Here is a 21229-nt window from a genome sequence, read left to right as displayed (position 1 = left end):
TGGCCGTCCTCGCCGGGCGGCCAGCCTCCTGGCGTCCCCCTGCGTCCCCGGCGTCCCCCGGTGGCCCCCTGGCGCCCCGCCCTCATGCCGTGGCGCCCCCGCGGATCCCCGCGGACAATGGGAGGCGGGAGCGGTGGCGCCCGTCGGCCCGGACGGTGGGCTGCGCCGCGGCAGTGCTCAGTGCTTCGGGGGTTGCTCCGAGGACGGTGTGATGCTCGTCGACTGGGATGCGCCGATCACGATGGACGACGGGGTCGAGCTCCGCGCCGATGTGTTCCTGCCGGACGACGGTGCGACCCACCCCGTGATCATGAGCCATGGGCCGTACGCCAAGGGGCTCGCCTTCCAGGAGGGGTTCGCCCCCATGTGGCGCACCTTGTCGGACGAGCACCCGGATGCCGTCGCCGGGTCCTCGAACCGCTACCAGAACTGGGAGACGGCCGATCCGGAGAAATGGGTGCCCGAAGGGTACGTGGTGATCAGGGTCGACTCGCGCGGTGCCGGCCGGTCACCGGGCTACCTGGACATCTTCTCGCCGCGCGAGACGCGGGACTACTACGAGTGCATCGAGTGGGCGGGGGTCCAGCCCTGGAGCAACGGCAAGGTGGGGCTGCTCGGCATCTCGTACTACGCGGTCAACCAATGGCAGGTCGCCGCGCTGCGGCCGCCGCACCTCGCGGCGATCTGCCCGTGGGAGGGGGGCACCGACTTCTACCGTGAACTCACCCATCACGGCGGGATCCTGCACACCTTCCTGCAGCAGTGGTACCCGGTGCAGGTCGCCTCGGTGCAGCACGGTGTGGCCGGCAGCCCCTGGCACCGGATCACGGGCGTTCCGGTCACCGGCCCCGGGGTGCTGAGCGACGAGGAGCGGGCGAAGAACGCGGCGGACACGGTGGGCGCGGTGCACGATCATGCGCTGCTCGACGCGTACTACCGGGAGCGGACCGCGGACCTGCCGCGGATCACCGTTCCCGTGCTGTCCGCGGTCAACTGGGCGCATCCCCTGCACACACGGGGCGGTTTCGAGGGGTATGCGGGGGTCGCGAGTGACCACAAGTGGCTGGAAGTGCATGGGCTGCAGCACTGGGTGGAGTTCTACACGGACTACGGGGTCGGCCTGCAGAAGCGGTTCTTCGGGCACTTCCTCCAGGGCCGCGACACCGGCTGGGACGAGCAGCCGCCGGTCCTCCTCAACGTCCGGCGGGCCGACGGCGGCTTCGAGCAACGGCCGGAAGGGGAGTGGCCGTTGGCGCGCACGCAGTGGACGGCGTTCCACCTCGATCTCGACCGCCTGGCGCTCGCGCCGGCGGCGGCCCCCGCCGAGCAAAGTGCCGGGTTCGATGCGCTCGGCGACGGTCTGACGTTCTGGACCGAGCCCCTGACGGACGAGCTGGAGCTGACCGGGCCCGCCTCCGCGTCGCTGCGGGTGGCGTCGTCGACCACGGACGCCGATCTGTTCCTCACCCTCCGGGTGCAGGACCCCGGCGGCCGCGATGTCAGCTTCGTCAGCGCGGTGGACCCGCGCGGGGCGGTCGGACTGGGCTGGCTGCGGGCCTCGCTGCGCAAGCCCGACCCCGCGCGCAGCGAACCGTACCGGCCCTGGCACCCCTTCGACGAGCGGCAGCCGCTCACCCCCGGCGAACCGGTCGACCTGCACATCGAGATCTGGCCGACGTCGGTGGTGGTGCCGGCCGGATACCGCCTCGGCGTCTCGGTGCAGGGCCGGGACTTCGAGTTTCCGGGGGAGGGGCCGTGGCCGTCGGCGTCGGCGTCGGAGGTCGCGATGCGGGGCAACGGTGCGTTCGTGCACACGGATGCCGAGGACCGGGGCTCGGACGTCTACGCGGGCCGGACGACGCTGATCAGCGGGGGGAGGCAGCCGTCCTTTCTGCTGCTGCCGGTTGTGCCGGGAAGGGACGGTGGGTGAGGGGGCCGCACGCGGTCCGGCCGTACGGCCCCCGAGGCGCGGGGCCGGAGGTCAGGACGACTGGGCCGTGGTGTAGAGGTTCTTGGCGTCGTCGCCGAAGTAGGGGCCGAACATGGTGTTGGGCCAGAACTGGTAGCCGAAGCTGTTCACCGAGGACTGCAGACCGGTGCCGGTCTTCTCGTCGAAGGCGGTGAACCAGGGGCCGCCGCTGGAGCCGCCGGTCATGTTGCAGGCCAGACCGTGGTCACCGGAGAACAGCGGGTCCTTGAAGGTGGTGCCGCTGCAGTAGATCAGCTTGCTGCCGTCGTACGGGGCGGCCGCGGGGAAGCCGAAGGCGTACATCGCCTTGCTGTAGCCGGAGTTGAAGGACAGGCCCTGGCCGCCGACGACATCGGTGAGCTTCTTGCCGTCGAGCGGGGCGACGACCGCGGCACCGACGTCGTAGTTGATGTCCTCACTCGCCGTCCACTGGGGGGTGGAGAGCGTCTTGGCCGCGGGCCACTTGCCGTACGGGGCCTCGCCGTCGTGGTAGCCGGGGACGAAGACCCAGTCGGTGTGCCAGACGCCGCCCAGCTTCACACAGTGCCCCGCGGTGAGCACGGTGCTCTTGTTGCCGCTGGTCACCGCGTCGCCGGAGCAGGACGCGGTACGGCCCTGGTAGGTGAAGAACACCCGGCCGGTGGTCTTGGTGACCGCGCCGCCGCCGGTCCAGGGCCCGCCGGCCTGGGGGAGCGTGCCGGGGAGCAGCGGGGTGGCGGAGGGCGCCTTCGAGGCCTGCGGGAGCTGCGGGAGCTGCGGGAGCGTGGGGGCCACCTTCAGCGGGGCGCTGCGCGGGACGGCGGTGGTGGGGGCGTGCTTCGCGGGTGCGGCGAGGTCCAGGGGAACGGCGCTGCGCATCCGCTCCGCGGTCCAGAAGGCGCCGGGGGCGGTCCGCGGGGCGGGGGAGCGGTGGGAGCTCGGCGGGGTGGCGGCGGCCGAGCCGGTGGGGAGCAGCAGGGCGAGCAGCGTACCGGCGGCGGTCAGGGTGCCGAGGGCGGCCCGGGACCGGTGCGCGCGGTGTGCCGCGGGCGTGCCGTGAACTGCCGGTATGCCACGAACGGTTCGTCTCACGCGTAACTCCTTCTGCGGGGGCCGCGCGCGACGGGGCGCGCCGGCCGCGGGGGAACGGGGCCGCGCGCGGGCGGCCCCGGCAGATGAGTGGTGCGGATCCGAGGTAAGGGTGCCACCGCAAGCGACAGGAGGGCAGGGGTCGTACGGGGATTCGACGCGCCGGGCCGGTGCGGCGGCTCGGCCCCGGGCCCGCGGCCGCCGCGATCCGGCCCGGCGGCGGATCCCGCCCCGGCGCCTTCCCGGCCCGCCGCCGGCCCCGCCCTCCGCCGTGCCCTCGACCCCGCCCGCAGCCGTTCTCCTCAACCCCGCCCGATATACGGCATGTTGGTCGCCATCACCGTCGCGAACTGCACATTGGCGGTCAGCGGCAGCTCCGCCATGTGCACCACCGTGCGGGCCACGTCCGCCGCGTCCATCACCGGCTCCACCGCCAGTTGGCCGTTCGCCTGCAGAATGCCGGTCTGCATCGGGCCGGTCATCTCGGTCGCCGCATTGCCGATGTCGATCTGGCCGCAGGCGATGCCGTACGGACGGCCGTCCAGGGAGAGCGACTTGGTCAGACCGGTCATCGCGTGCTTGGTGGCGGTGTACGCGACGGAGTGCGGGCGCGGCGTGTGCGCGGAGACCGAGCCGTTGTTGATGATGCGTCCGCCCTGCGGCTCCTGGGATTTCATGGCGCGGAACGCGGCCTGGGCGCAGAGGAAGGAGCCGGTGAGGTTGACGTCCACGACCGCGCGCCAGTCGTCAGCGGACAGCTCCTCCAGCGGCACCGCCCGGCCGAACGTGCCCGCGTTGTTGAAGAGCAGATCGACCCGCCCGAAGCGTTCGCGGGCGGCGGCGAAGAGGGCGTCGACCTCATCGGGGCGGGTGACATCGGTCGGCACCGTCAGGACCGCGGGGCCGCCGGCGTCCAGCGGGCCCGCCAGCCGGGAGGTCTCGGCCAGTGCCTGCGCGCGCCGCCCGGCCAGGACCACCGTCCAGTGGGCGGCGATCAGCGCATGGGCGACCGCCCGCCCGATGCCGGAGCCGGCGCCGGTGACCACGGCGACCTTCCGGTGCGGGGCCCCGCCCTGCCGTGCCTCCTGTGGTGTGGGTGCCGTCTGCAAGCTCTGCCCGCCCCGCGAGGTCGGTGCCGGCAGCGTGGGCCGGTCCGCGGTCGCCGTGCCGCCCACCTGCCCGGCCCGTGCCCTCGGCGTCGTCCGCGCGGTCCGTGCCGGCTCTGTGTTCTCTGCCATGGCGGCAGCGTAAACGGCGTACGGCGGGCGGACGGGCAGCCGCCGCGCCTCAGCCCGTGGTGTGGAAGCGCTGCAGCACCGCGGCCTTCGTGGCGGTGAACTCCTCCTCGGTGAGGATGCCCTCCCGGCGCAGTTCGCCCAGTTCGCGCAGCCGCCGTAGCAGGGCGTCATGGTCGTCGGCGGGGGTCGCGCCGGCTGCCGGGGGAGCGGCCGGGGCGGGTGCCGGGGCGGCCGGCAGGGCCGGCGCGTCCGCCCTGAGGGCCTTGCCTGGGCCGGCCGACGGATGCGGCAGCCGCGCCGCGACCGCGGCCGCCAGCAGCGCCGTCGTGCCGCTCTCCTTCTTGAAGCCCCACAGTTCGATGGCATGGGGGTCGTGCTCCGGCGCGATCAGGTCGGTCGACCCGTGCGTCCGGAAGCGGAGATAGCCGGACTCCAGCCCGGCGGCGGCCCGCCACTCCACCGCTTCCAGATCGGCCGGCGCAAAGTCCCTGGGGCCCTGGTTCCGCTTGGTCTCACTGGTGTTCCAGCGCCATTCGAGGCGCACCCGCTCACCGTCGAAGGAGGCGATGCCGTCCACTCCCGCGGCCGACAGCGGCACGGCCGGGCCGGGCAGCAGATAGCGCTCGGCGGGCCCGTCCGGAATCTGCTCCAGCAGCAGGGCCTGGCGCACCGCGTCCACGAAGTACTCGGCGACATCGACCCGCGCGGCGTCCACGGCCACCTGGTACGGGTTCGCCTCGTCCGGCAGCCCGCCGCCGGTGACCTGCAGCAGCGGATCGGCGCCCTCCCGCAGCCGCAGTCGCAGCCGGCCGCCCTTGCGGGCCGGTTCGTAGGCGATCTTGGCTATCGCGATCAGCGGCACGGTGAACTCGCCGAGATCCTGGCGGAGTTTGTGCACCCCGCGCTCGTGCCCCGGCACGATCCGCACGGCCTCGTGGTCGAAGGTCCAGGTGCCGTCGCGCACCATCAGTTCAGCCATGCCCCGAATCCTACGGAGGCACGGCGGGTGCCGTGATTGTCCGACGGCGTCCTTTGCGGGACCGGTCCTCATCCACCTGTCATGCCTGCGTCGTGCACGGGACAGCGCCGCGCCGTCCCGCGGCCCTGCAATCACTGGGGACAACCGCCGCCAGGGGAGGGCCAGATGACGCACCACGCACCGCACGAGCAGGAGATCAGGGCCGCCGCCGCACACTTCGGCCGCCGCCGCTTTCTCACCGTCACCGGAGCCGCCGCCGCGCTCGCCTTCACGACCAACCTCCCGGGCACCGGCGCCTACGCCGCCGAGGCCGATGCGCGGAAGATCACCGAGAACCCCTTCACCCTCGGCGTCGCCTCCGGGGACCCGCGGCCCGGCTCCGTGGTGCTGTGGACCCGCCTCGCCCCGCGCCCGTACGAGCCCGGATGGGGGTCCCCCCGCTCGAACGAACGTGAGAGTGGGGGAGGCATGCCGGACGCCAGGGTCACCGTCCGCTGGGAAGTCGCCTACGACGAGCGCTTCCAGCGGCTGGCCGGCCAGGGCCGTGCCGAAGCCCACCCGGAGTTCAACCACTCCGTGCACATCGAGCCCACCGGCCTGGCGCCCGACCGCGTCTACTACTACCGTTTCCGCGCCGGCAGCTGGATCAGCCCGGCCGGCCGCACCCGCACCGCTCCCGCCCGCGCCGCCCGGCTCTCCGAGCTGAAGCTCGCCGCGGTCTCCTGCCAGGCCTACCACGACGGCTACTTCACGGCCTACCGGCACCTGGCCGAGGAAGACCTCGACGTCGTCTTCCACCTCGGCGACTACCTCTACGAGTACCCGGTCGGCGCGGCCGGCGGCGTCCGCAACTACACCGACCGCACGCTGCCCGCGGTCTTCAACCGGGAGACGGTCACCCTGGAGGACTACCGGCTGCGCTACGCCCTCTACAAGTCCGACCCGGACCTGCAGGCCGCGCACGCCGCGCACCCCTTCATCGTCACCTGGGACGACCACGAGGTGGAGAACAACTACGCCTCCGACATCAGCGAGGACCACCTCCCGCCCGACGAGTTCCTCGTCCGCCGGGCCGCCGCCTACCGGGCGTACTGGGAGAACCAGCCGCTGCGCCGCCCGCAGCGGCCCAAGGGCGCCGACGCCCGGCTCTACCGCCGCGTCCAGTACGGGCAGCTCGCCCAGTTCGACATCCTCGACACCCGCCAGTACCGCTCCGACCAGGCCTACGGTGACGGCTGGCACGCCCCGGGCCCGGAGTCCCTGGACCCCGCGCGCACCCTGACCGGCGCCGCCCAGGAGCGCTGGCTGATCGACGGCTGGCGGGAGTCCTCCGCGCGCTGGAACGTCCTGCCGCAGCAGGTCACCTTCTCCGAGCGGCGCAACGCCACCGGCGCCGGCTACCAGCTGAGCATGGACGCCTGGGACGGCTACGCGGCCTCCCGCGACCGGGTCCTCGCGGGCGCGGAGTCGGCGGGCGTGGACAACCTCGTCGTGCTCACCGGCGATGTGCACGTCCACTACGCGTTCGACATCAAGAAGGACTTCAAGGACCCCGGCTCGCGCACCGCGGGGGTGGAGTTCGTCACCACCTCGATCGCCAGCGGCAAGGACGGCGCGGACAAGCCCGGCAACTGGGCCACGTACCTGGCCGCCAACCCGCACATGAAGTTCTACAACGGCCGGCGCGGCTATGTGACCGTCACCCTCGGCCAGGAGACCGCCCGCGCCGACTACCGCACGGTGTCCGCCGTCACCACCCCCGGGGCGCCGGTGCACACCGCCGCCTCCTTCGTCTCCGAGGCGGGTGATCCGGGGCTGAAGCCCGCCTGACGGGGCCGACCGGGACCTGCGACCTAGGACCCCGGAACGTCCGGTTTCCGTCGAAGGGACCGGTCCGGAACTCGCCGGAAGGCGCCTTGTGCATGACACCATGGAGCCGCCCTCGACGACCCATGGAGACCTGATGACGGAGCCCGGCACGGCCGATTCCACGGAACTTCCCGCCATAGCCGAGCGGGACGCGGCAGCAGCACCGCACACACCGGCCCCGCTGCCCGCGTCCCGCCGCACCGGCCTCCTCGTCACCCTCGTCCTCGGCGGCCTCACGGCGGTCCCGCCGCTCTCCATGGACATGTATCTGCCGGCCCTGCCGCAGGTCACCGCGGCCCTGCACAGCCCGGCCGCCACCGTCCAGCTCACCTTGACCACCTGCCTGGCGGGCATGGCGCTGGGCCAGATGATCGTCGGCCCGATGAGCGACAAGTGGGGCCGCCGCCGCCCGCTGCTGGCCGGCATGGTGATCTACATCCTGGCGACCGCGCTGTGCGCGTTCGCCCCCACCGCCGAACTCCTCATCGGCTGCCGCCTGTTGCAGGGCCTGGCGGGTTCCGCCGGGATCGTCATCGCCCGGGCGGTGGTCCGCGATCTGTACGACGGCGTGGCGATGGCCCGGTTCTTCTCGACCCTGATGCTGATCTCCGGAGCGGCGCCGGTGGTCGCCCCGCTCATCGGCGGCCAGATCCTCCAGATCACCGACTGGCGCGGCGTGTTCGTCGTCCTCACCGTCGTCGGAGTGGCGCTCACCCTCCTGGTGTGGCGCAGGCTCGACGAGACCCTGCCGCCCGCCCGCCGCCACTCCGGCGGCCTCGGCCAGACCCTGCGCACCATGCGTGATCTGCTCGCCGACCGCGCCTTCTCCGGATACCTCCTGGTCGGCGCCTTCGCCTTCGCCGCGCTCTTCGCCTATATCTCCGCCTCGCCGTTCGTCATCCAGGAGATCTACGGCGCCTCCCCGCAGACCTTCAGCCTGCTCTTCGGCCTCAACTCGGTCGGCCTGGTGTGTGTCGGCCAGTTCAACGGCAAGGTCCTGGTCGGCAGGGTCAGCCTCGACAAGGTGCTCGGCACCGGCCTGGCCGTGATCGCGCTCGCCGCCGCCGGGCTGCTGGTGATGTCCTCCGGCGTCTTCGGCCGTCCCGGCCTGGTGCCGGTGGCCGCCGGCCTCTTCGTCCTCATGTCGGCGATGGGCCTGGTCATGCCGAGCACCAACACCCTCGCGCTGCTGCGTACCCCGCATGCGGCCGGCTCCGCCTCCGCGCTGCTGGGCACCTCCACCTTCCTGCTCGGCTCGGTGGCCTCGCCGCTCGTGGGCATCGCGGGCGAGCGAACGGCCCTGCCGATGGCCCTCGTACAGCTCTCCTGCGCCATATTGGCGCTCGTGAGCTTCCTGGGAATGTGCCGCCCGTGGCAGCGTAGGGGGGAGAGCAACGGGAGCACGGCCGGCGAGAGGACCAGGCTCTGAACGCACCGAGACTCACCTACGGCACCCCCGCCCGGGCGGGACTGGACCCCGCCTGTATGGAGCGGCTGGTCCGCGGCGTGCGGGCGCTGCCCGAGGGCCGTCCGCCCTGGGCCCCCGGAGTCGTCGTCCTGGCCGGCCGCGGCCCCGTCGTCGCCGCCGAGGCCGCCGCGGGCTGGGCGCTGCGCTACCGGTCCTACGACCCCGGGCTCGGGCGCGGTCTCGATCTGCCCCGCGACCGGTGGGAGCCGATGCGGGTCGGCACCGTCTTCGACCTCGCCTCGCTCAGCAAGCTCTTCACCGCCATCGCCGCCGTCCAGCAGGCCGAACGCGGCCGGCTGGCCCTCGACGACGAGGTCCGCGCCGACCTGCCCGCCTTCGCCCCCGGCATCACCGTCCGGCAGCTGCTCACCCACACCTCCGGTCTCGCCCCCGAGCTGCCCTTCCACGACCACCGGACCCGCGCCGCCCAACTGGCGCTCCTGTGGGCCGAGGCCGCGGCCCCCAGCGGCCGCCCCGGCACCGCACACCGCTACTCCGACCTCAACCTCATCGCCCTCCAGTTGCTCCTGGAGCAGCGCACCGGACACCGGCTCGACGCCCTGATCCGCGACGGCATCACCGGCCCGCTGGGCATGGCCAGCACCTCCTACGGTCCGCTGGCGCCGCAGGGCGTGGCCGCGACCGAGGACCAGCGGCGGCCCTGGGCCAAGGCGGACCGCGGCCTGGTCCGCGGCGAGGTGCACGACGAGAACGCCTGGGCGCTGGGCGGCGTGGCCGGTCACGCGGGCCTGTTCTCCACCGCCCAGGACCTGGCGGTGCTGTGCCGCACCCTGCTCAACGGCGGCGCCTACGGCACGGCCCGGATCCTCGGTCCCGACGCCGTCGCCGCCCTCCTCGACCCGCCGGGCCTGGGCTTCGGCGTCGACCAGCCGTACTTCATGGGTGAGTTGGCGGGCCGCGGCGCGGCCGGGCACACCGGCTTCACCGGCACCAGCCTGGTCCTCGACCGGGCCACCGACACCTTCCTCGTCCTCCTCGCCAACACCGTCCACCCCCGCCGCCACAACGGCGGCAGCGCTCCCCGCGCCGCGGCCGCCACCCGGCTGGCCCGCGCGGTCTCCCGCGCCACCTGACCGGGCAGGGCATCCCACGACGGGGCAGCGCACCCCATGACGGGGCAGGGCACCCCACGACGGGGCAGGGCACCCCATGACAGGGCAGGGCACCCCATGACCGGCAGCGCACCCCATGACCAGGCAGGGCATCCCACCGGGCCCCGTAGAATTTCCCCCATGCACGAGGAACTGCGCGCCGCGCTGGCGGGCCTGCTCGACGGCCTGCCGCCCAAACAGGCCGCGCAGGCCGTCGAGCGGCTGATCGCCAACTACCGGGGACGTACCCCCACCGACGCCCCGGTCCTGCGTGACCGCGCGGATGTGGCCGCGTACGCCGCCTACCGCATGCCGGCCACCTTCGAGGCGGTACGGGCGGCGCTGGCCGCATTCGCCGCGCGGGTCCCGGACTGGTCCCCGGCCACCCATGTCGACATCGGCGGCGGCACCGGCGCCGCCACCTGGGCCACCGCGGCCACCTGGGAAGGCCCGCGCAGCACCGTCCTGGACTGGGCGCAGCCCGCCCTCGACCTCGGCAGGGAACTGGCCGCCAAGACCCTCCCCGACACCACATGGCGGCGGGCGACCATCGGCGAGGGCCTGTCGGTCCCCACCGGCACGGACCTCGTCACCGTCTCCTACGTCCTGGGGGAGCTGCGTCCCGAGGACCGCCGTGCCGTCGTCGCAGCGGCGGCCGCCGCGGCCCGTAGCGTCGTCCTGATCGAACCCGGCACCCCCGAGGGCTACCTCCGCATCCGTGAGGCCCGCACCCAGCTCACCGAGGCCGGACTGCGCATCGTCGCCCCCTGCCCGCACGGCGACACCTGCCCCATCGTCCCCGGTGAGGACTGGTGCCACTTCGCCGCCCGGGTCAACCGCTCCTCGCTCCACCGCCAGGTCAAGGGCGGCTCCCTCCCGTACGAGGACGAAAAGTTCAGCTACGTGGCCGCGACCACCCTCGACGCCACCCCCGCCCCCGCCCGCATCATCCGCAAACCCCAACTCCGCAAGGGCCAGGTCCTCCTGGACCTGTGCACGGCGCAGGACGGCCTGCAGCGCACCACGGTGACCAAGCGGCACGGCACCCACTACCGCGACGCCCGCGACGCCTCCTGGGGCGACGACTGGACCTGACCCGGCTCCGTACCGGCACTGACCCCACCCGGGACCGGTCCTGACCCCACCCGGGACCGGTCCTGACCCCCCCGGACCGGCCCTGACCCCACCCGCGGGGATTCACGCCGAACGCAGCTCCCCCGTCACACACTTCACGCTTCCCCCGCCCTTCATCAGCTCGGCCAGATCCATCCCGATCGGCTCGTACCCCCGCGCCCGCAGCGGCTCGAAAAGCCCCACCGCCGCCTGCGGCAACAGCACATGCAGACCGTCGGACACCGCGTTCAGCCCGAACGCCGCCGCATCGGCCGCGCCGGCGAGCAGCGCGTCGGGGAACAGCCGGGCCAGCACGGCCCGGCTCCCGGCGGAGAACGCGCCGGGGTAGTACATGACCTCCGCCGCACCCTCCGCCGCCCCGCCGCCCGGCCGGCCCCCGCCGCCGAGCACGCACAGCGCCGTGTCGAGGTGATAGAAGCGCGGGTCGACCAGATCGAGGCCGATCACCGGCCGGGCGAAGTACTCCTGGGCCTCCGCATGGGAGAGCGGACTGCTGCGGAAGCCGCGGCCGGCCAGGAGCCAGGAGGCGGTGACGGCGAAGTCGCCCTCACCCTCGTTGACGTGCTGCGGGGTGCCGACGTCGGCGAAGCCGTGGTCGCGGTACCAGCGGGCGTGCACCGCGGCCTCGCCCTGCCGCTCGGCGAAGGCGAACCGGGCGCCGAGCACCCGCCCGTCCACGACGGTGGCGCCATTGGCGGCGTAGACCATGTCAGGGAGACCGGGGCGCGGCGCCAGCTCCTCGACCGTGTGGCCGAGCGCGCGGTAGCGGTCGCGCAGATCCTCCCACTGGGCCTGCGCCAGGGCGAGATCGACGGGCTTGCCGGGGTTCATCCAGGGGTTGATGGCGTAGCTGACCTGGAAATGCGTCGGCGGGCACATCAGATAGCGGCGGGGGGTGGCGGTGCGCCGGGGGATACGCAAGGAAGGCTCCTCACGGTGGCGGTGCTCAGGCGGGTACGTGATCTCGTACGCGCTCCCACATCGTCCGCCGCGCGGAGCCCCGGCGCCCCGGACCGAGCACCGTTCGGGTGGTCCGCGGCTCACTTCTCCTGCGCCCGCTCCTGGAACCTGCGCAGCAGTTCACGGCGCCGTTCCCGGTCATCGGGCAGCCCCTGGCCGCCGTGGTCCGCGGTGCCGCCGCCGCGCAGCGCGCCGCGCGAGAGCTTGGCGCGGGTGCCGCCGACCCCGAGCATCCCGCCGGCGTTTCCCTTGCTCATGGCGTTCCCCTTCCTCGTCGCTTTCCTCTTGAGCCTTTTGTGCTGCGGAACCTTTCCGCCGCGGCCTTTTCCTCCGCAGTGAACGAGACGTAGCGTCTCGCCCACCGCACTCCATCATGGACGAGACGCCGCGTCTCGTCAAGACGATACGTCTCGCCTCCCTCTGGCTAGACTCGCCGTATGGCCGACAAAGCAGCCCCCGACTCCACCCGTCGCAGCGAACGCTCCCGCCGGGCGATCTTCGACGCCGCCCTCGCCCTCGTCGGCGAGGTGGGCTACGACAAGCTCACGATCGAAGGCATCGCCTCCCGGGCCGGGGTCGGCAAGCAGACGATCTACCGCTGGTGGCCCTCCAAGGCCGCCGTCCTGCTGGATGCCTTCACCGCCGGCGTCGACGACTACTCCGCGCAGGGGCTGCCGGACACCGGCGACCTGGCCGCGGACCTGAAGTCCGTGCTGCATGCCACGGTCGACGAATTCAACGATCCGGCGTTCCAGGCCCCTTATCGCGCCCTCGCGGCCGCCGGCGCCAACGACGAGGAGCTCTCCCGCACCTTCGTCGCGCGGCTGATGGAACCCGGAACCCGGGTCTACGTCGACCGGCTGCGGGCGGCCCAGGAGGCCGGCGAGCTCGCCGAGGGCGTCGATCTGCGGATCGCCACCGAGATGATGCTGAGTCCCTTCTCACAGCGCTGGCTGATGCGTGCCGGCGAATTGACCTACGACTTTGTCGACACCCTTGTCGACCAGGTGCTGCACGGCCTGCGGCCACGCGGCTGAGCGCACCCGGCGGCCGGGCGCAGGCGGCGGCATCCTGTCGTCGATGACCTGAATTGCCGGTATTGGTCCGCCCTTCGTTCACCCCGGATCTCCACACCGGTCACCCGAGGCGCAGGATGGTGGCAGCATTGATCCCAGACCACCGCTCGAAGTGAGGGGATAGATGGAACGCAAGAGCAGGTTCTCCCAGTGGCTGCGCCGGCCGAAGAGCGGATCGGACGGCGGCGATACGGACACGGGATCAGCGGCTGCGCGCAGCCGCGAGGACCTGCTGCTGGCGGCGGCCGAAGCGGGCTTCCCGGTGGCCCCGGCGGCGCACCCCTCCGGCTACGGCTGTTCCTGTGAACGCATCGGCTGTCCCACCCCCGCCCGTCACCCCATCTCGTTCGGCTGGCAGACCGTCGCCACCACCGACCGCGACAAGGTCGCCGCCTGGGTCCGCACCCTCCCGCAGGCCAACTTCATCACCGCCACCGGCATCATCCACGATGTGCTGGACGTCCCCGTCGAGGCGGGCCGCAGCGCCCTGGGACGGCTGGACGCGGCGGGTATCGACGTCGGGCCGATCACCCTCAGCGGCGCCGGGTTCAACGGCCGGATGCTCTTCTTCACCGCCACCCGCGGCACCCCGGACGACGAGGACGAGTGGTGGCCCTGCGAGCTGGACTGCCACCCCGAGACCATGGACGAGCACCCGGGCCTGCGCTGGCACTGCCGCGGCAGCTATGTACTGCTGCCGCCCTCGGCGCTGCCCGGTGAGCAGCCCGCGGTGACCTGGCTGCGCGGCCCCGAGCTGGCCCTGCCCGACCCGCTGACGCTGCTGGAATCGCTCACCGACGCCTGCGCGGAGTTCAACGTCCGCGAGCCGCACCACCACGAGACGGCGGCCTGGCCGATCGGCCGCTGAGCTGACCCCGTCACCCCCCTTTGCTCATCCCGTATGCACACACCGAAGGGCCGCCGGGTCACCCCGACGGCCCTTCCTGGTAGGTACGAGCGGTTTCCCGGCCGGCTACAGCGGCTTCACCGCGGTCTTCGCCTCGATCCGGTTGAGGACCGCGACCTTCCCCCCGGCGCTCTCGGCAGGCACCTTGACCGTCTGGCCGGAGACCGTGGTGAACAGCATCCGGTTGGTCTTCTTCGGCGGCCCCTGCAGGAGGCCCTTCAGCTTCCCGACCGAGATCGTCGCTCCGGCGAACAGCGTCTGCTGCTGGTGGTAGACGGTCGAGAAGAACACCAGCGCACCGCCGTCCGTCGTCCGCAGCGCCACCGGCGGGTAGGTCGCGGGCGAGTCCTCCCACATGATGCGCTGGCCGGCCCGGTTGGCGTCCTTGGCGCGCCGCGCCCGCCAGCCGTCGGTCTGCGGTCCCGAGGCGAAGGTGCTGCCCTTGCCGGTGTTGAGGTAGTCGGCGTAGGTGCTGCTCAGCTTGCCGGGGTCGACCGCCAGACCGGACTTCGCGCCGGTGGGCACCGCCTCCGCGTAGCCCTTCTTGTCCGTCTTCAGCTCCGGGGCCTTGTTGCCCGCGAACGTCGCCAGGTACACCGCGCGCCACTGCTCGTCGATGCCGTTGCGGCTGAACACCAGGAACCAGCGGGTGTTCTGGCCGCGGGCGTTCTTGCGGTTGCTGGCCGCGTCCGCGATGAAGTACTTCGGCCACCCCGCCTGCTTGGGCACGGTGAAGTGCGGATCCGTGAACGCCAGGTCCTTGAAGCCCGGATTGCCCTGCGGCTGCAAGGCGTGTGACGCCTTTATCCCGGCCTGGTCGATGGCGAGCAGCGCGCCTCCCTCGAAGGAGGGGTTCAGCGCCGGATCGAGCTGATGGTTGGCCTTGTTGAAGCTCTCGGTGAAGTGCGTGAGCGCCTTGGCGCCCTCAGCCTTCGACACCGCCGGCAGCATCTCCCTCTCGCCGTGCACCGTCATGCACCCGCTCACTATCACCATCGCGGCCACTGCCGACGTCAGTGTTGCGGGCACCCGGAACGGCGACCTGCGTGTCATGGGGCTCGGGCTCCTTCGGGGCGACCGGGGCGGACGGGGCGGCCGCCGGGGTGGCACGATTCGGCGCCACCCTACCGGGGGCGAAGAAGATCGTGAGCGTGGGGATGAGATACAGAGCCCACACCGTGACCTGAAGAACGGTCGGGTCCGGCTGGAAGTTGAAGATGCCCTTCAGCAGGGTGCCGTACCAGCTGTCGGCCGGGATCAGGTCGCTGATGTCGAACGCCTGCGACGCCAGCCCCGGCAGGAGGTCCGCTTCCTGCAGATCGTGGAAGCCGTACGCCAGCACGCCCGCCGCGACCACCACCAGCATGCCGCCGGTCCAGGTGAAGAACTTCGCCAGGTTGATCCGCACGGCACCGCGGTAGAACAGCCAGCCCAGCAGCACGGCCGTCAGCAGGCCCAGCAGCGCACCGATCAGCGGCCGGACGCCGTCGTTGGCGGACTGCGCGGCGGTCCAGACGAACAGCGCGGTCTCCAGGCCCTCGCGGCCCACCGACAGGAACGCGGTGACCACCAGCGCCACGGTGCCCATCTGCAGCGCCGCGTCCAGCTTGCCGTGCAGCTCCTTCTTCAGATGCCGCGCGGTGCGCCGCATCCAGAAGACCATCCACGTCACCAGGCCGACCGCGATGACCGACAGCGAACCTCCCAGCGCTTCCTGGGCCTTGAAGGTCAGGGTCTGCGACCCGAACTGCAGCGCCGCGCCGAACGCGAACGACAGCACCACGGCGAGCGCGATCCCGAGCCAGACCGGACGCAGCGCCTCCCGCCGCCCGGTCTTGACCAGATAGGCGATGAGGATGCAGACGACGAGACTGGCTTCCAGGCCCTCGCGCAGGCCGATCAGGTAGTTGCCGAACACGCCGGTTCCTTCCCTTCCTTCATGTCCTTCATGGGCCGACGTCCTTCTTCCCGGCATCTGCCTGCGGTGTCGAGGGTGTCGGCGGTGTCGATGGTGTCGGCGGTGACGACGGTGTCAGGCGAACAGCTCCCGGCCCCACCAGTCGTCCGCGTTCCGGACGCCCGGCGGCACCGCGAAGACCGCTGAACCCACGTGCTGGATGTATTCGTTGAGCGCGTCGTTGGCCGCCAGCCTCTGCTGGAGGGGGACAAAACCATGGCGTACGTCCCGCTGGTAGGCGAGGAAGAACAGCCCCGCGTCCAGCCGCCCCAGGCCGTCCGTACCGTCGGTGAAGGAGTAGCCGCGGCGCAGGATGCGTATCCCGCCGTTGGAGTCCGGGTGCGCGAGGCGGACATGGGCGGTGGGCAGCATCGACTTCAGATGCGGGGTGTCGCGCTCGTGCTTCTTGCCCACCGGCGCGCCTTCGCCCTTGTCCCGGCCGAAGATGTCCTCCTGCTCCTTGCGCGAGGTGCGGTCCCAGGTCTCGATGTGCATCCGGATCCGGCGCGCGACGAGGTAGGAGCCGCCGGCCATCCAGCTCTCCTTGCCCTTCGCCTCGCCGTCCGCGACCCAGACGTGCTTGTCGAGCGCGGCGGTGTCGGTGCCCGCCAGGTTGTGGGTGCCGTCCTTGAAGCCGAACATATTGCGCGGCGTCTGCGCGTCCGGCGTCGTCGAGGAGGTCTTGCCGAAGCCCAGCTGAGACCAGCGGATCGCGACCTTGCCGAAGCCGATCCGGGCCAGGTTGCGGATCGCGTGCACCGCCACCTGCGGGTCGTCCGCACACGCCTGGACGCACAGGTCGCCGTCGCTGCGCGCCTTGTCGAGGTTGTCGCCGGGGAACTGCGGCAGATCGATCAGGGCATCGGGGCGCCGGGCCTTGATGCCGAACCGGTCCTTGCCGTCCTTCTCGAACAGTGTCGGGCCGATGCCGAAGGTGAGGGTGAGCCGGGACGGCGGCAGCCCGAGCGCTTCACCGGTGTCGTCCGGCGGAGCTTCCGCGAGCCCGCCGACCGCGCCGTCGCCGACCGGGTCCCCGGCCGTCATCCGCGCCGCCGCCTTCGTCCACTCCTTGAGCAGCGCGATCAGCTCGTCGCGGTCATCGGTGGTGACGTCGAACGAGGCGAAGTGCAGCCGGTCCTGGACGGCGCTGGCGATGCCCGCCTGATGCCTGCCGCGGAAGGGAACCGCGGAGCGCGAGGTCGCGTCCGCCCCGGCCGGCTGGGCGTCGCCGCCGGTGCGCAGCGCCGCCGCCGTACCGCCGGCCGCGACCGCGCCCAGCGCCAGGCCCGCGCCTCCCCAGCCGAGCAGGGAACGCCGGGACGGGGCGCGCCCGCCGGCGGTCTGCGCGGCCGTGCCGTCGGTGCCGGTCCGCGCGGCCGTACCGTCGCCGGTGGCCGTGCCGCCCTCGGTGGGAGTGCGGCCCTCGGCGGTCGTGGCGTCCTCGGCGGTCGTGCCCTCGTCCTGCGTCATCGTGCTCCCTCGCCCGCGGCGGACTACTTGGTGGTGGCCACGGAGGCGGCCAGCTTCGACAGCGGCTCCGCCAGCGCGTTGACGCCGTCGGAGAGCTTCTTGCGGTCGTCCTTGCCGACCGTGTCGTAGGAGGCGAAGCCGTCGGCGGACTTGCTGTCGCGGTGGTCGTCGAGCAGCGTGCGGATCGCCTTGAACTGCTTGTCCAGCTCCTTGGCGAGCGCCGGGTCGTTCTTGCCGACGACCGGTTTCAGCAGCTCGTACGCCTTCTCGGCGCCCTCGACATTGCCCTGGAAGTCGACCAGGTCGGTGTGGCTGTAGCGCTCTTCCTCACCGGTGACCTTGCCGGTGGCCACCTCGTCGAGCAGCTCCTTGGCGCCGTTGGCCATGCTGGTCGGGGTGATCTCGGCCTTCCCGACCCGCTTCTGCCAGTCCTTCAGATCGGTGATGAGCTGACCGGCGAGCTTCTTGTCGTCCCCGGAGATCTTCTTCTCCTCCCACAGGGACTTCTCCAGCTTGTGCCAGCCGGTCCACTTCTGGCCCTTCTCCACACCGTCGGCGCGCACATCGACCTTGGGGTCGATGTCACCGAACGACTCGGCGACCGGCTCGGTGCGCTCCCAGCCCACCCGCGAGAGGGCGTAGGCCTTCTTGGCGGCCTCGGCATCGCCGCTCTTGACCGCGTCGGCGAACTTCTGTGCCGCCGGGAGCGTCCGGTCGGCCTGCTCCTGGACGTAGGTGCGGTACGCGGCGACCGCGGCATCCAGCTTGGGGTCGCGCTTGGCGTTCGAGCCCTTGCCGCCGGCGGTCACCTTCTGGCGGATGCCGTGGCCCTTCATACCGGGCTTGCAGGCGACCTCGTACGCACCGGCCTTGATCTCCGCGGTGATCTCCGCGCTGGTGCCGGGACCGATGTTCTCCCGCTCGGTCACGATCCGGTCGCCGGGCGCGTAGACGTACACCTCGGTGACCTTGGAGCCCTTGTTCTGCACCGCGAACCGGACATGTCCGGCAGGGAACTCCTTGGCGGAGAGCTCACAGCTGGAGTCGGTCGCGGTCACCTCGACGGCGCCCTTGCCGCCCCCCTTGCCGTCGTTCTTCGCGGCGCAGCCGGCGACGGCGGTGACGGCCGCGGCCGCGGCGAGGGCGACGACGACGGAGGAGCGATGGGCTCGCATGCGGGGCTCCAGGCGGGCTCGGGTGGACGGAAGGGACTACGCGAACAATAAACAGTCAAGAGGATCGCCACTAAGGCGGCCCTAACTTATCTGAGGCTTACCTGTTTTCGCTCGCCCCGTCCAGTGATCCCGCTCTCATGAACAACGGCTGGATCACGGTTTGGCCCGCACCCGGTCACGGAACCGTCATGCGGTGGTCAAGGTAAGGGTCATGCCGTACGACCGGTGATGACCGGCGGAATTCCGGTCCGCGGTCAGCCGGCCGCCGCTCTCCCGGTGCCGGCCCTCGGTGGTGGCCCCGCTCGCCTCTGCCGCGCCGCCCGGCCGTGCGATGTACTGTCCGGGTGACCGAACTCGATGTGCTCCGGGTGTTCTGCGGGCCCGGTGGCGCCGGCGGCAATCTGCTGGGCGTCGTCCGCGACGGGGCGGCCGTCCCCGGCGACGCCGAGCGGGCCGCCCTCGCGGCCGAACTCGGCTTCAGCGAAACCGTGTTCCTCGACGACGCAAACCGGGGCACGGTGGACATTTACACCCCGAGCGTCCGACTCCCGTTCGCCGGGCATCCGTTGGCCGGTCTGGCCTGGCTGCTGCGGAGCCTGGGGCGCCCGCCGCGCACCCTGCGCCCGGCGGCCGGTGAGGTCGCGGTCCGCTTCGAGGGGGACGTGGTGTGGGTGCACGGGCGCGCGGAGTGGGTGACCGCCCGTGCCACCCGGCGGTACGCCTCGGTGGCCGAGGTCGACGCGCTGCCCGCACCGCCGCCGGGGGAGGGCTGGCTCTACGCCTGGGCCTGGCAGGACGAGGCCGCGGGCACGGTCCGGGCGCGGGGCTTCCCGCGGCGCGGCGACGGTGTCGTCGAGGACGAGGCCACCGGCGCCGCCGCCCTGCTGCTGACGCACGAGCTGGGGCGCCCGCTCGACATCCGGCAGGGCGCCGGCTCCCGGATCCTCACCCGCCCGTATCCGGACGGCACCATCGCCATCGGCGGGCGGGTGCGTCCCGGTACGCGGTAGCGGTCCGGGCGGAGCCCGGAGGGGCGGCCCCTACGCGCTCAACGGGAACTGCTCGCCCAGCTCCCGGAAGACCGCGCTGTTCAGCCGGAACGCGCGCTTGCATTCGTCGACCACCCGCTGCTTCTCCAGGTCGTCCACCGGCAGGGCGTCCAGCAGTGCCCGGTACTCGCGCTTGAAGGCGGCCGGGTTGGCGATGTCCTCGAAGACGTAGAACCGCACCCCGTCGCCCTTGCGGGCGAAGCCCCAGGTCTTTTCGGCCGTGCCGCGGATGATCTGTCCGCCCGAGAGGTCGCCGAGGTAGCGGGTGTAGTGGTGGGCGACGAAGCCGCCCGGCCAGTCGCGGGCGCAGGCGGCCACCCGGTCGGCATAGGCGCTCGTGGCCGCCAGCGGCTCCAGGCCGGTGCGCCAGGAGGGGCCGCCGAGGTGGGCGAGGTCGCGCTCCAGTGCGGCGGTGCGGGCCAGCTCGGGGCGCACGAAGGGGCCCGCGACCGGGTCGTCGGAGAGCGGCCCGGGGGCGTCCTCCAGGGCGCGGTAGACGAACCACAGCTGCTCGGTGTAGCGCCGGTAGGCGTCGACGCCGAGCCGGCCGCCGAGCAGGTCGCTCATGAAGGAGGAGTTCTCGGCCTCGGTGTGCTGCTCGTGGGAGGCGGTGCGGATGACCGCCGAGAACGGGGTGGCGGGAGCGGAGGGGTCGGGCGGGGTCGGGCTGGACGCTTCCAAGGCGGACCTCCGGGGACCGAGGGCGGGGGTCCCCCCCTGCTCGGATTCGAGAGCTTGGGGGAGGACGGGAACAGGCCGGCTCCGCGGAGCCGCCGACCCTGGGCTCACCCAACTGCTCAGGCTTACCTGAGTCAACCCGTTCCCGACGTCCTGTCGGTATCGAGCCTACGCCTGTTCCCGACGTCCTGTCGGTAAAGTCTCCCCGCTCCCGTCAGGGCAGCGTGAGGATTTCGGCCCCGGTGTCCGTGACCACCAGCGTGTGCTCGAACTGCGCGGTCCGCTTGCGGTCCTTCGTCACCACCGTCCAGCCGTCGTCCCACATGTCGTAGTCGTGGGTCCCCAGCGTCAGCATCGGCTCGATCGTGAACGTCATACCGGGCTTGATGTCGGTGGTGTGGTGCGGGCTGTCGTAGTGCGGAACGATCAGGCCGGAGTGGAAGGAGGAGTTGATGCCGTGACCGGTGAAGTCGCGGACCACTCCATAGCCGAAGCGCTTGGCGTACGACTCGATGACCCGGCCGATGATGTTGATCTGACGGCCCGGCTTGACGGCCTTGATCGCGCGGTTGAGCGCTTCCCGGGTCCGCTCGACCAGCAGCCTGGACTCCTCGTCCACGTCGCCGCACAGGTAGGTGGCGTTGTTGTCGCCGTGCACACCGTTGATGTACGCGGTGACGTCGAGGTTCACGATGTCGCCGTCCTTCAGGACGGTCGAGTCCGGAATGCCGTGGCAGATGACCTCGTTGAGCGAGGAGCACAGGGACTTGGGGAAGCCGCGGTAGCCGAGCGTGGACGGGTAGGCGCCGTGGTCGCACATGAACTCATGGGCGACCCGGTCCAGTTCATCGGTCGTCACGCCGGGTGCGATCAGCTTGGCGGCCTCCTCCATCGCCTGCGCGGCGATCCGGCCGGCGATCCGCATCCGTTCGATCGTTTCGGCGTCCTGCACCTCGGGCCCGGTGTACGGGGTGGGTGCGTCCTTCCCGACGTATTCGGGGCGCGGGATCGAGGCGGGGACGGGGCGGGTGGGGGAGATCTTCCCCGGGACAAGAAGTGACTGGCCAGACATGCCAGCGAGTGTATCCGCGGGCCGTCGGGCAGGATGGTGGCACAGAGC

General features: G+C 72.1%; 19 protein-coding genes. 8 read left to right on the top strand and 11 right to left on the bottom strand.

Annotated elements, in window-relative coordinates:
- Window positions 1–211: 211 nt before the first annotated feature.
- Entirely contained in the window at window positions 212–1930 is a 1719-nt protein-coding gene (locus ACGFR7_RS13355; protein ID WP_393317357.1) for a CocE/NonD family hydrolase, read from the top strand.
- Between the two features lie 51 nt (window positions 1931–1981).
- On the opposite strand, the gene ACGFR7_RS13350 is transcribed toward ACGFR7_RS13355, so the two are convergent.
- The 3 genes from ACGFR7_RS13350 to ACGFR7_RS13340 all read right to left on the bottom strand — a co-directional run bounded on the left by ACGFR7_RS13350 (window position 1982) and on the right by ACGFR7_RS13340 (window position 5254).
- Entirely contained in the window at window positions 1982–3040 is a 1059-nt protein-coding gene (locus ACGFR7_RS13350; protein WP_393317354.1) for a peptidase, read from the bottom strand.
- 299 nt (window positions 3041–3339) lie between these two features.
- On the bottom strand, window positions 3340–4275 hold the full coding sequence (locus tag ACGFR7_RS13345; RefSeq protein WP_393317352.1) for an SDR family oxidoreductase: 936 nt from the start codon (window positions 4273–4275) through the stop codon (window positions 3340–3342).
- A gap of 49 nt (window positions 4276–4324) precedes the next feature.
- Window positions 4325–5254, bottom strand: coding sequence for a DUF4429 domain-containing protein (locus tag ACGFR7_RS13340; RefSeq protein ID WP_393317349.1), 930 nt, complete (start codon window positions 5252–5254; stop codon window positions 4325–4327).
- 165 nt (window positions 5255–5419) lie between these two features.
- Here ACGFR7_RS13340 and ACGFR7_RS13335 point away from each other — a divergent pair, with 165 nt between their 5' ends.
- The 4 genes from ACGFR7_RS13335 to ACGFR7_RS13320 all read left to right on the top strand — a co-directional run bounded on the left by ACGFR7_RS13335 (window position 5420) and on the right by ACGFR7_RS13320 (window position 10798).
- Entirely contained in the window at window positions 5420–7084 is a 1665-nt protein-coding gene (locus tag ACGFR7_RS13335; RefSeq protein ID WP_393317346.1) for an alkaline phosphatase D family protein, read from the top strand.
- A gap of 133 nt (window positions 7085–7217) precedes the next feature.
- The gene (locus tag ACGFR7_RS13330) at window positions 7218–8552 is read left to right on the top strand and encodes a multidrug effflux MFS transporter (RefSeq protein ID WP_393317343.1); all 1335 of its coding nucleotides are present in this window, start codon (window positions 7218–7220) and stop codon (window positions 8550–8552) included.
- Window positions 8553–8608: 56 nt separating this feature from the next.
- Window positions 8609–9685: a serine hydrolase domain-containing protein gene (locus tag ACGFR7_RS13325; protein WP_393317340.1), complete on the top strand. Its 1077-nt coding sequence runs from the start codon at window positions 8609–8611 to the stop codon at window positions 9683–9685.
- 159 nt (window positions 9686–9844) lie between these two features.
- Complete coding sequence (locus tag ACGFR7_RS13320) at window positions 9845–10798, top strand: small ribosomal subunit Rsm22 family protein (protein WP_393317337.1); 954 nt, start codon at window positions 9845–9847, stop codon at window positions 10796–10798.
- Window positions 10799–10900: 102 nt separating this feature from the next.
- Here the strand turns inward: ACGFR7_RS13320 and ddaH are convergent, their stop codons facing one another.
- Window positions 10901–11758 (bottom strand): dimethylargininase, encoded by an 858-nt coding sequence (gene ddaH, locus ACGFR7_RS13315; RefSeq protein WP_393317334.1) that lies wholly within the window; start codon window positions 11756–11758, stop codon window positions 10901–10903.
- A gap of 119 nt (window positions 11759–11877) precedes the next feature.
- Entirely contained in the window at window positions 11878–12054 is a 177-nt protein-coding gene (locus tag ACGFR7_RS13310) for a DUF6243 family protein (RefSeq protein ID WP_393317331.1), read from the bottom strand.
- A 180-nt stretch (window positions 12055–12234) separates the two neighbouring features.
- Here ACGFR7_RS13310 and ACGFR7_RS13305 point away from each other — a divergent pair, with 180 nt between their 5' ends.
- Together ACGFR7_RS13305 and ACGFR7_RS13300 are read left to right on the top strand one after the other, a co-directional pair.
- Window positions 12235–12834, top strand: coding sequence for a TetR/AcrR family transcriptional regulator (locus ACGFR7_RS13305; RefSeq protein ID WP_393317329.1), 600 nt, complete (start codon window positions 12235–12237; stop codon window positions 12832–12834).
- A gap of 163 nt (window positions 12835–12997) precedes the next feature.
- A complete protein-coding gene (locus ACGFR7_RS13300; RefSeq protein ID WP_393317326.1) occupies window positions 12998–13741 on the top strand; it encodes a bifunctional DNA primase/polymerase in 744 nt (247 codons plus the stop codon).
- Between the two features lie 105 nt (window positions 13742–13846).
- Here ACGFR7_RS13300 and ACGFR7_RS13295 read toward each other — a convergent pair whose 3' ends face one another.
- The 4 genes from ACGFR7_RS13295 to efeO form a co-directional block, all read right to left on the bottom strand.
- A complete protein-coding gene (locus tag ACGFR7_RS13295; RefSeq protein WP_393317323.1) occupies window positions 13847–14719 on the bottom strand; it encodes a hypothetical protein in 873 nt (290 codons plus the stop codon).
- The gene (efeU, locus tag ACGFR7_RS13290; protein WP_393317320.1) at window positions 14706–15698 is read right to left on the bottom strand and encodes an iron uptake transporter permease EfeU; all 993 of its coding nucleotides are present in this window, start codon (window positions 15696–15698) and stop codon (window positions 14706–14708) included. The genes ACGFR7_RS13295 and efeU overlap by 14 nt, the downstream gene beginning before the upstream one ends.
- Window positions 15699–15812: 114 nt before the next feature.
- The gene (gene efeB, locus ACGFR7_RS13285; protein ID WP_393317317.1) at window positions 15813–17207 is read right to left on the bottom strand and encodes an iron uptake transporter deferrochelatase/peroxidase subunit; all 1395 of its coding nucleotides are present in this window, start codon (window positions 17205–17207) and stop codon (window positions 15813–15815) included.
- Window positions 17208–17230: 23 nt separating this feature from the next.
- Window positions 17231–18382, bottom strand: coding sequence for an iron uptake system protein EfeO (gene efeO, locus ACGFR7_RS13280; RefSeq protein ID WP_393317314.1), 1152 nt, complete (start codon window positions 18380–18382; stop codon window positions 17231–17233).
- A 344-nt stretch (window positions 18383–18726) separates the two neighbouring features.
- Here efeO and ACGFR7_RS13275 point away from each other — a divergent pair, with 344 nt between their 5' ends.
- Window positions 18727–19392, top strand: a complete 666-nt coding sequence (locus ACGFR7_RS13275) for a PhzF family phenazine biosynthesis protein (protein WP_393317311.1) — start codon at window positions 18727–18729, stop codon at window positions 19390–19392.
- Window positions 19393–19422: 30 nt separating this feature from the next.
- Here the strand turns inward: ACGFR7_RS13275 and ACGFR7_RS13270 are convergent, their stop codons facing one another.
- Window positions 19423–20112 (bottom strand): heme oxygenase (biliverdin-producing), encoded by a 690-nt coding sequence (locus ACGFR7_RS13270; RefSeq protein ID WP_393317308.1) that lies wholly within the window; start codon window positions 20110–20112, stop codon window positions 19423–19425.
- A 211-nt stretch (window positions 20113–20323) separates the two neighbouring features.
- Window positions 20324–21181, bottom strand: a complete 858-nt coding sequence (map, locus tag ACGFR7_RS13265; RefSeq protein WP_311627652.1) for a type I methionyl aminopeptidase — start codon at window positions 21179–21181, stop codon at window positions 20324–20326.
- Between the last annotated feature and the right edge of the window lie 48 nt (window positions 21182–21229).

It is taken from the genome of Streptomyces sp. NPDC048516 (assembly GCF_043199875.1).
GTDB lineage: Bacteria > Actinomycetota > Actinomycetes > Streptomycetales > Streptomycetaceae > Streptomyces.
Note: the sequence above shows the minus strand (reverse complement) of the source record. Positions and strands in the feature narration are given on the sequence as shown.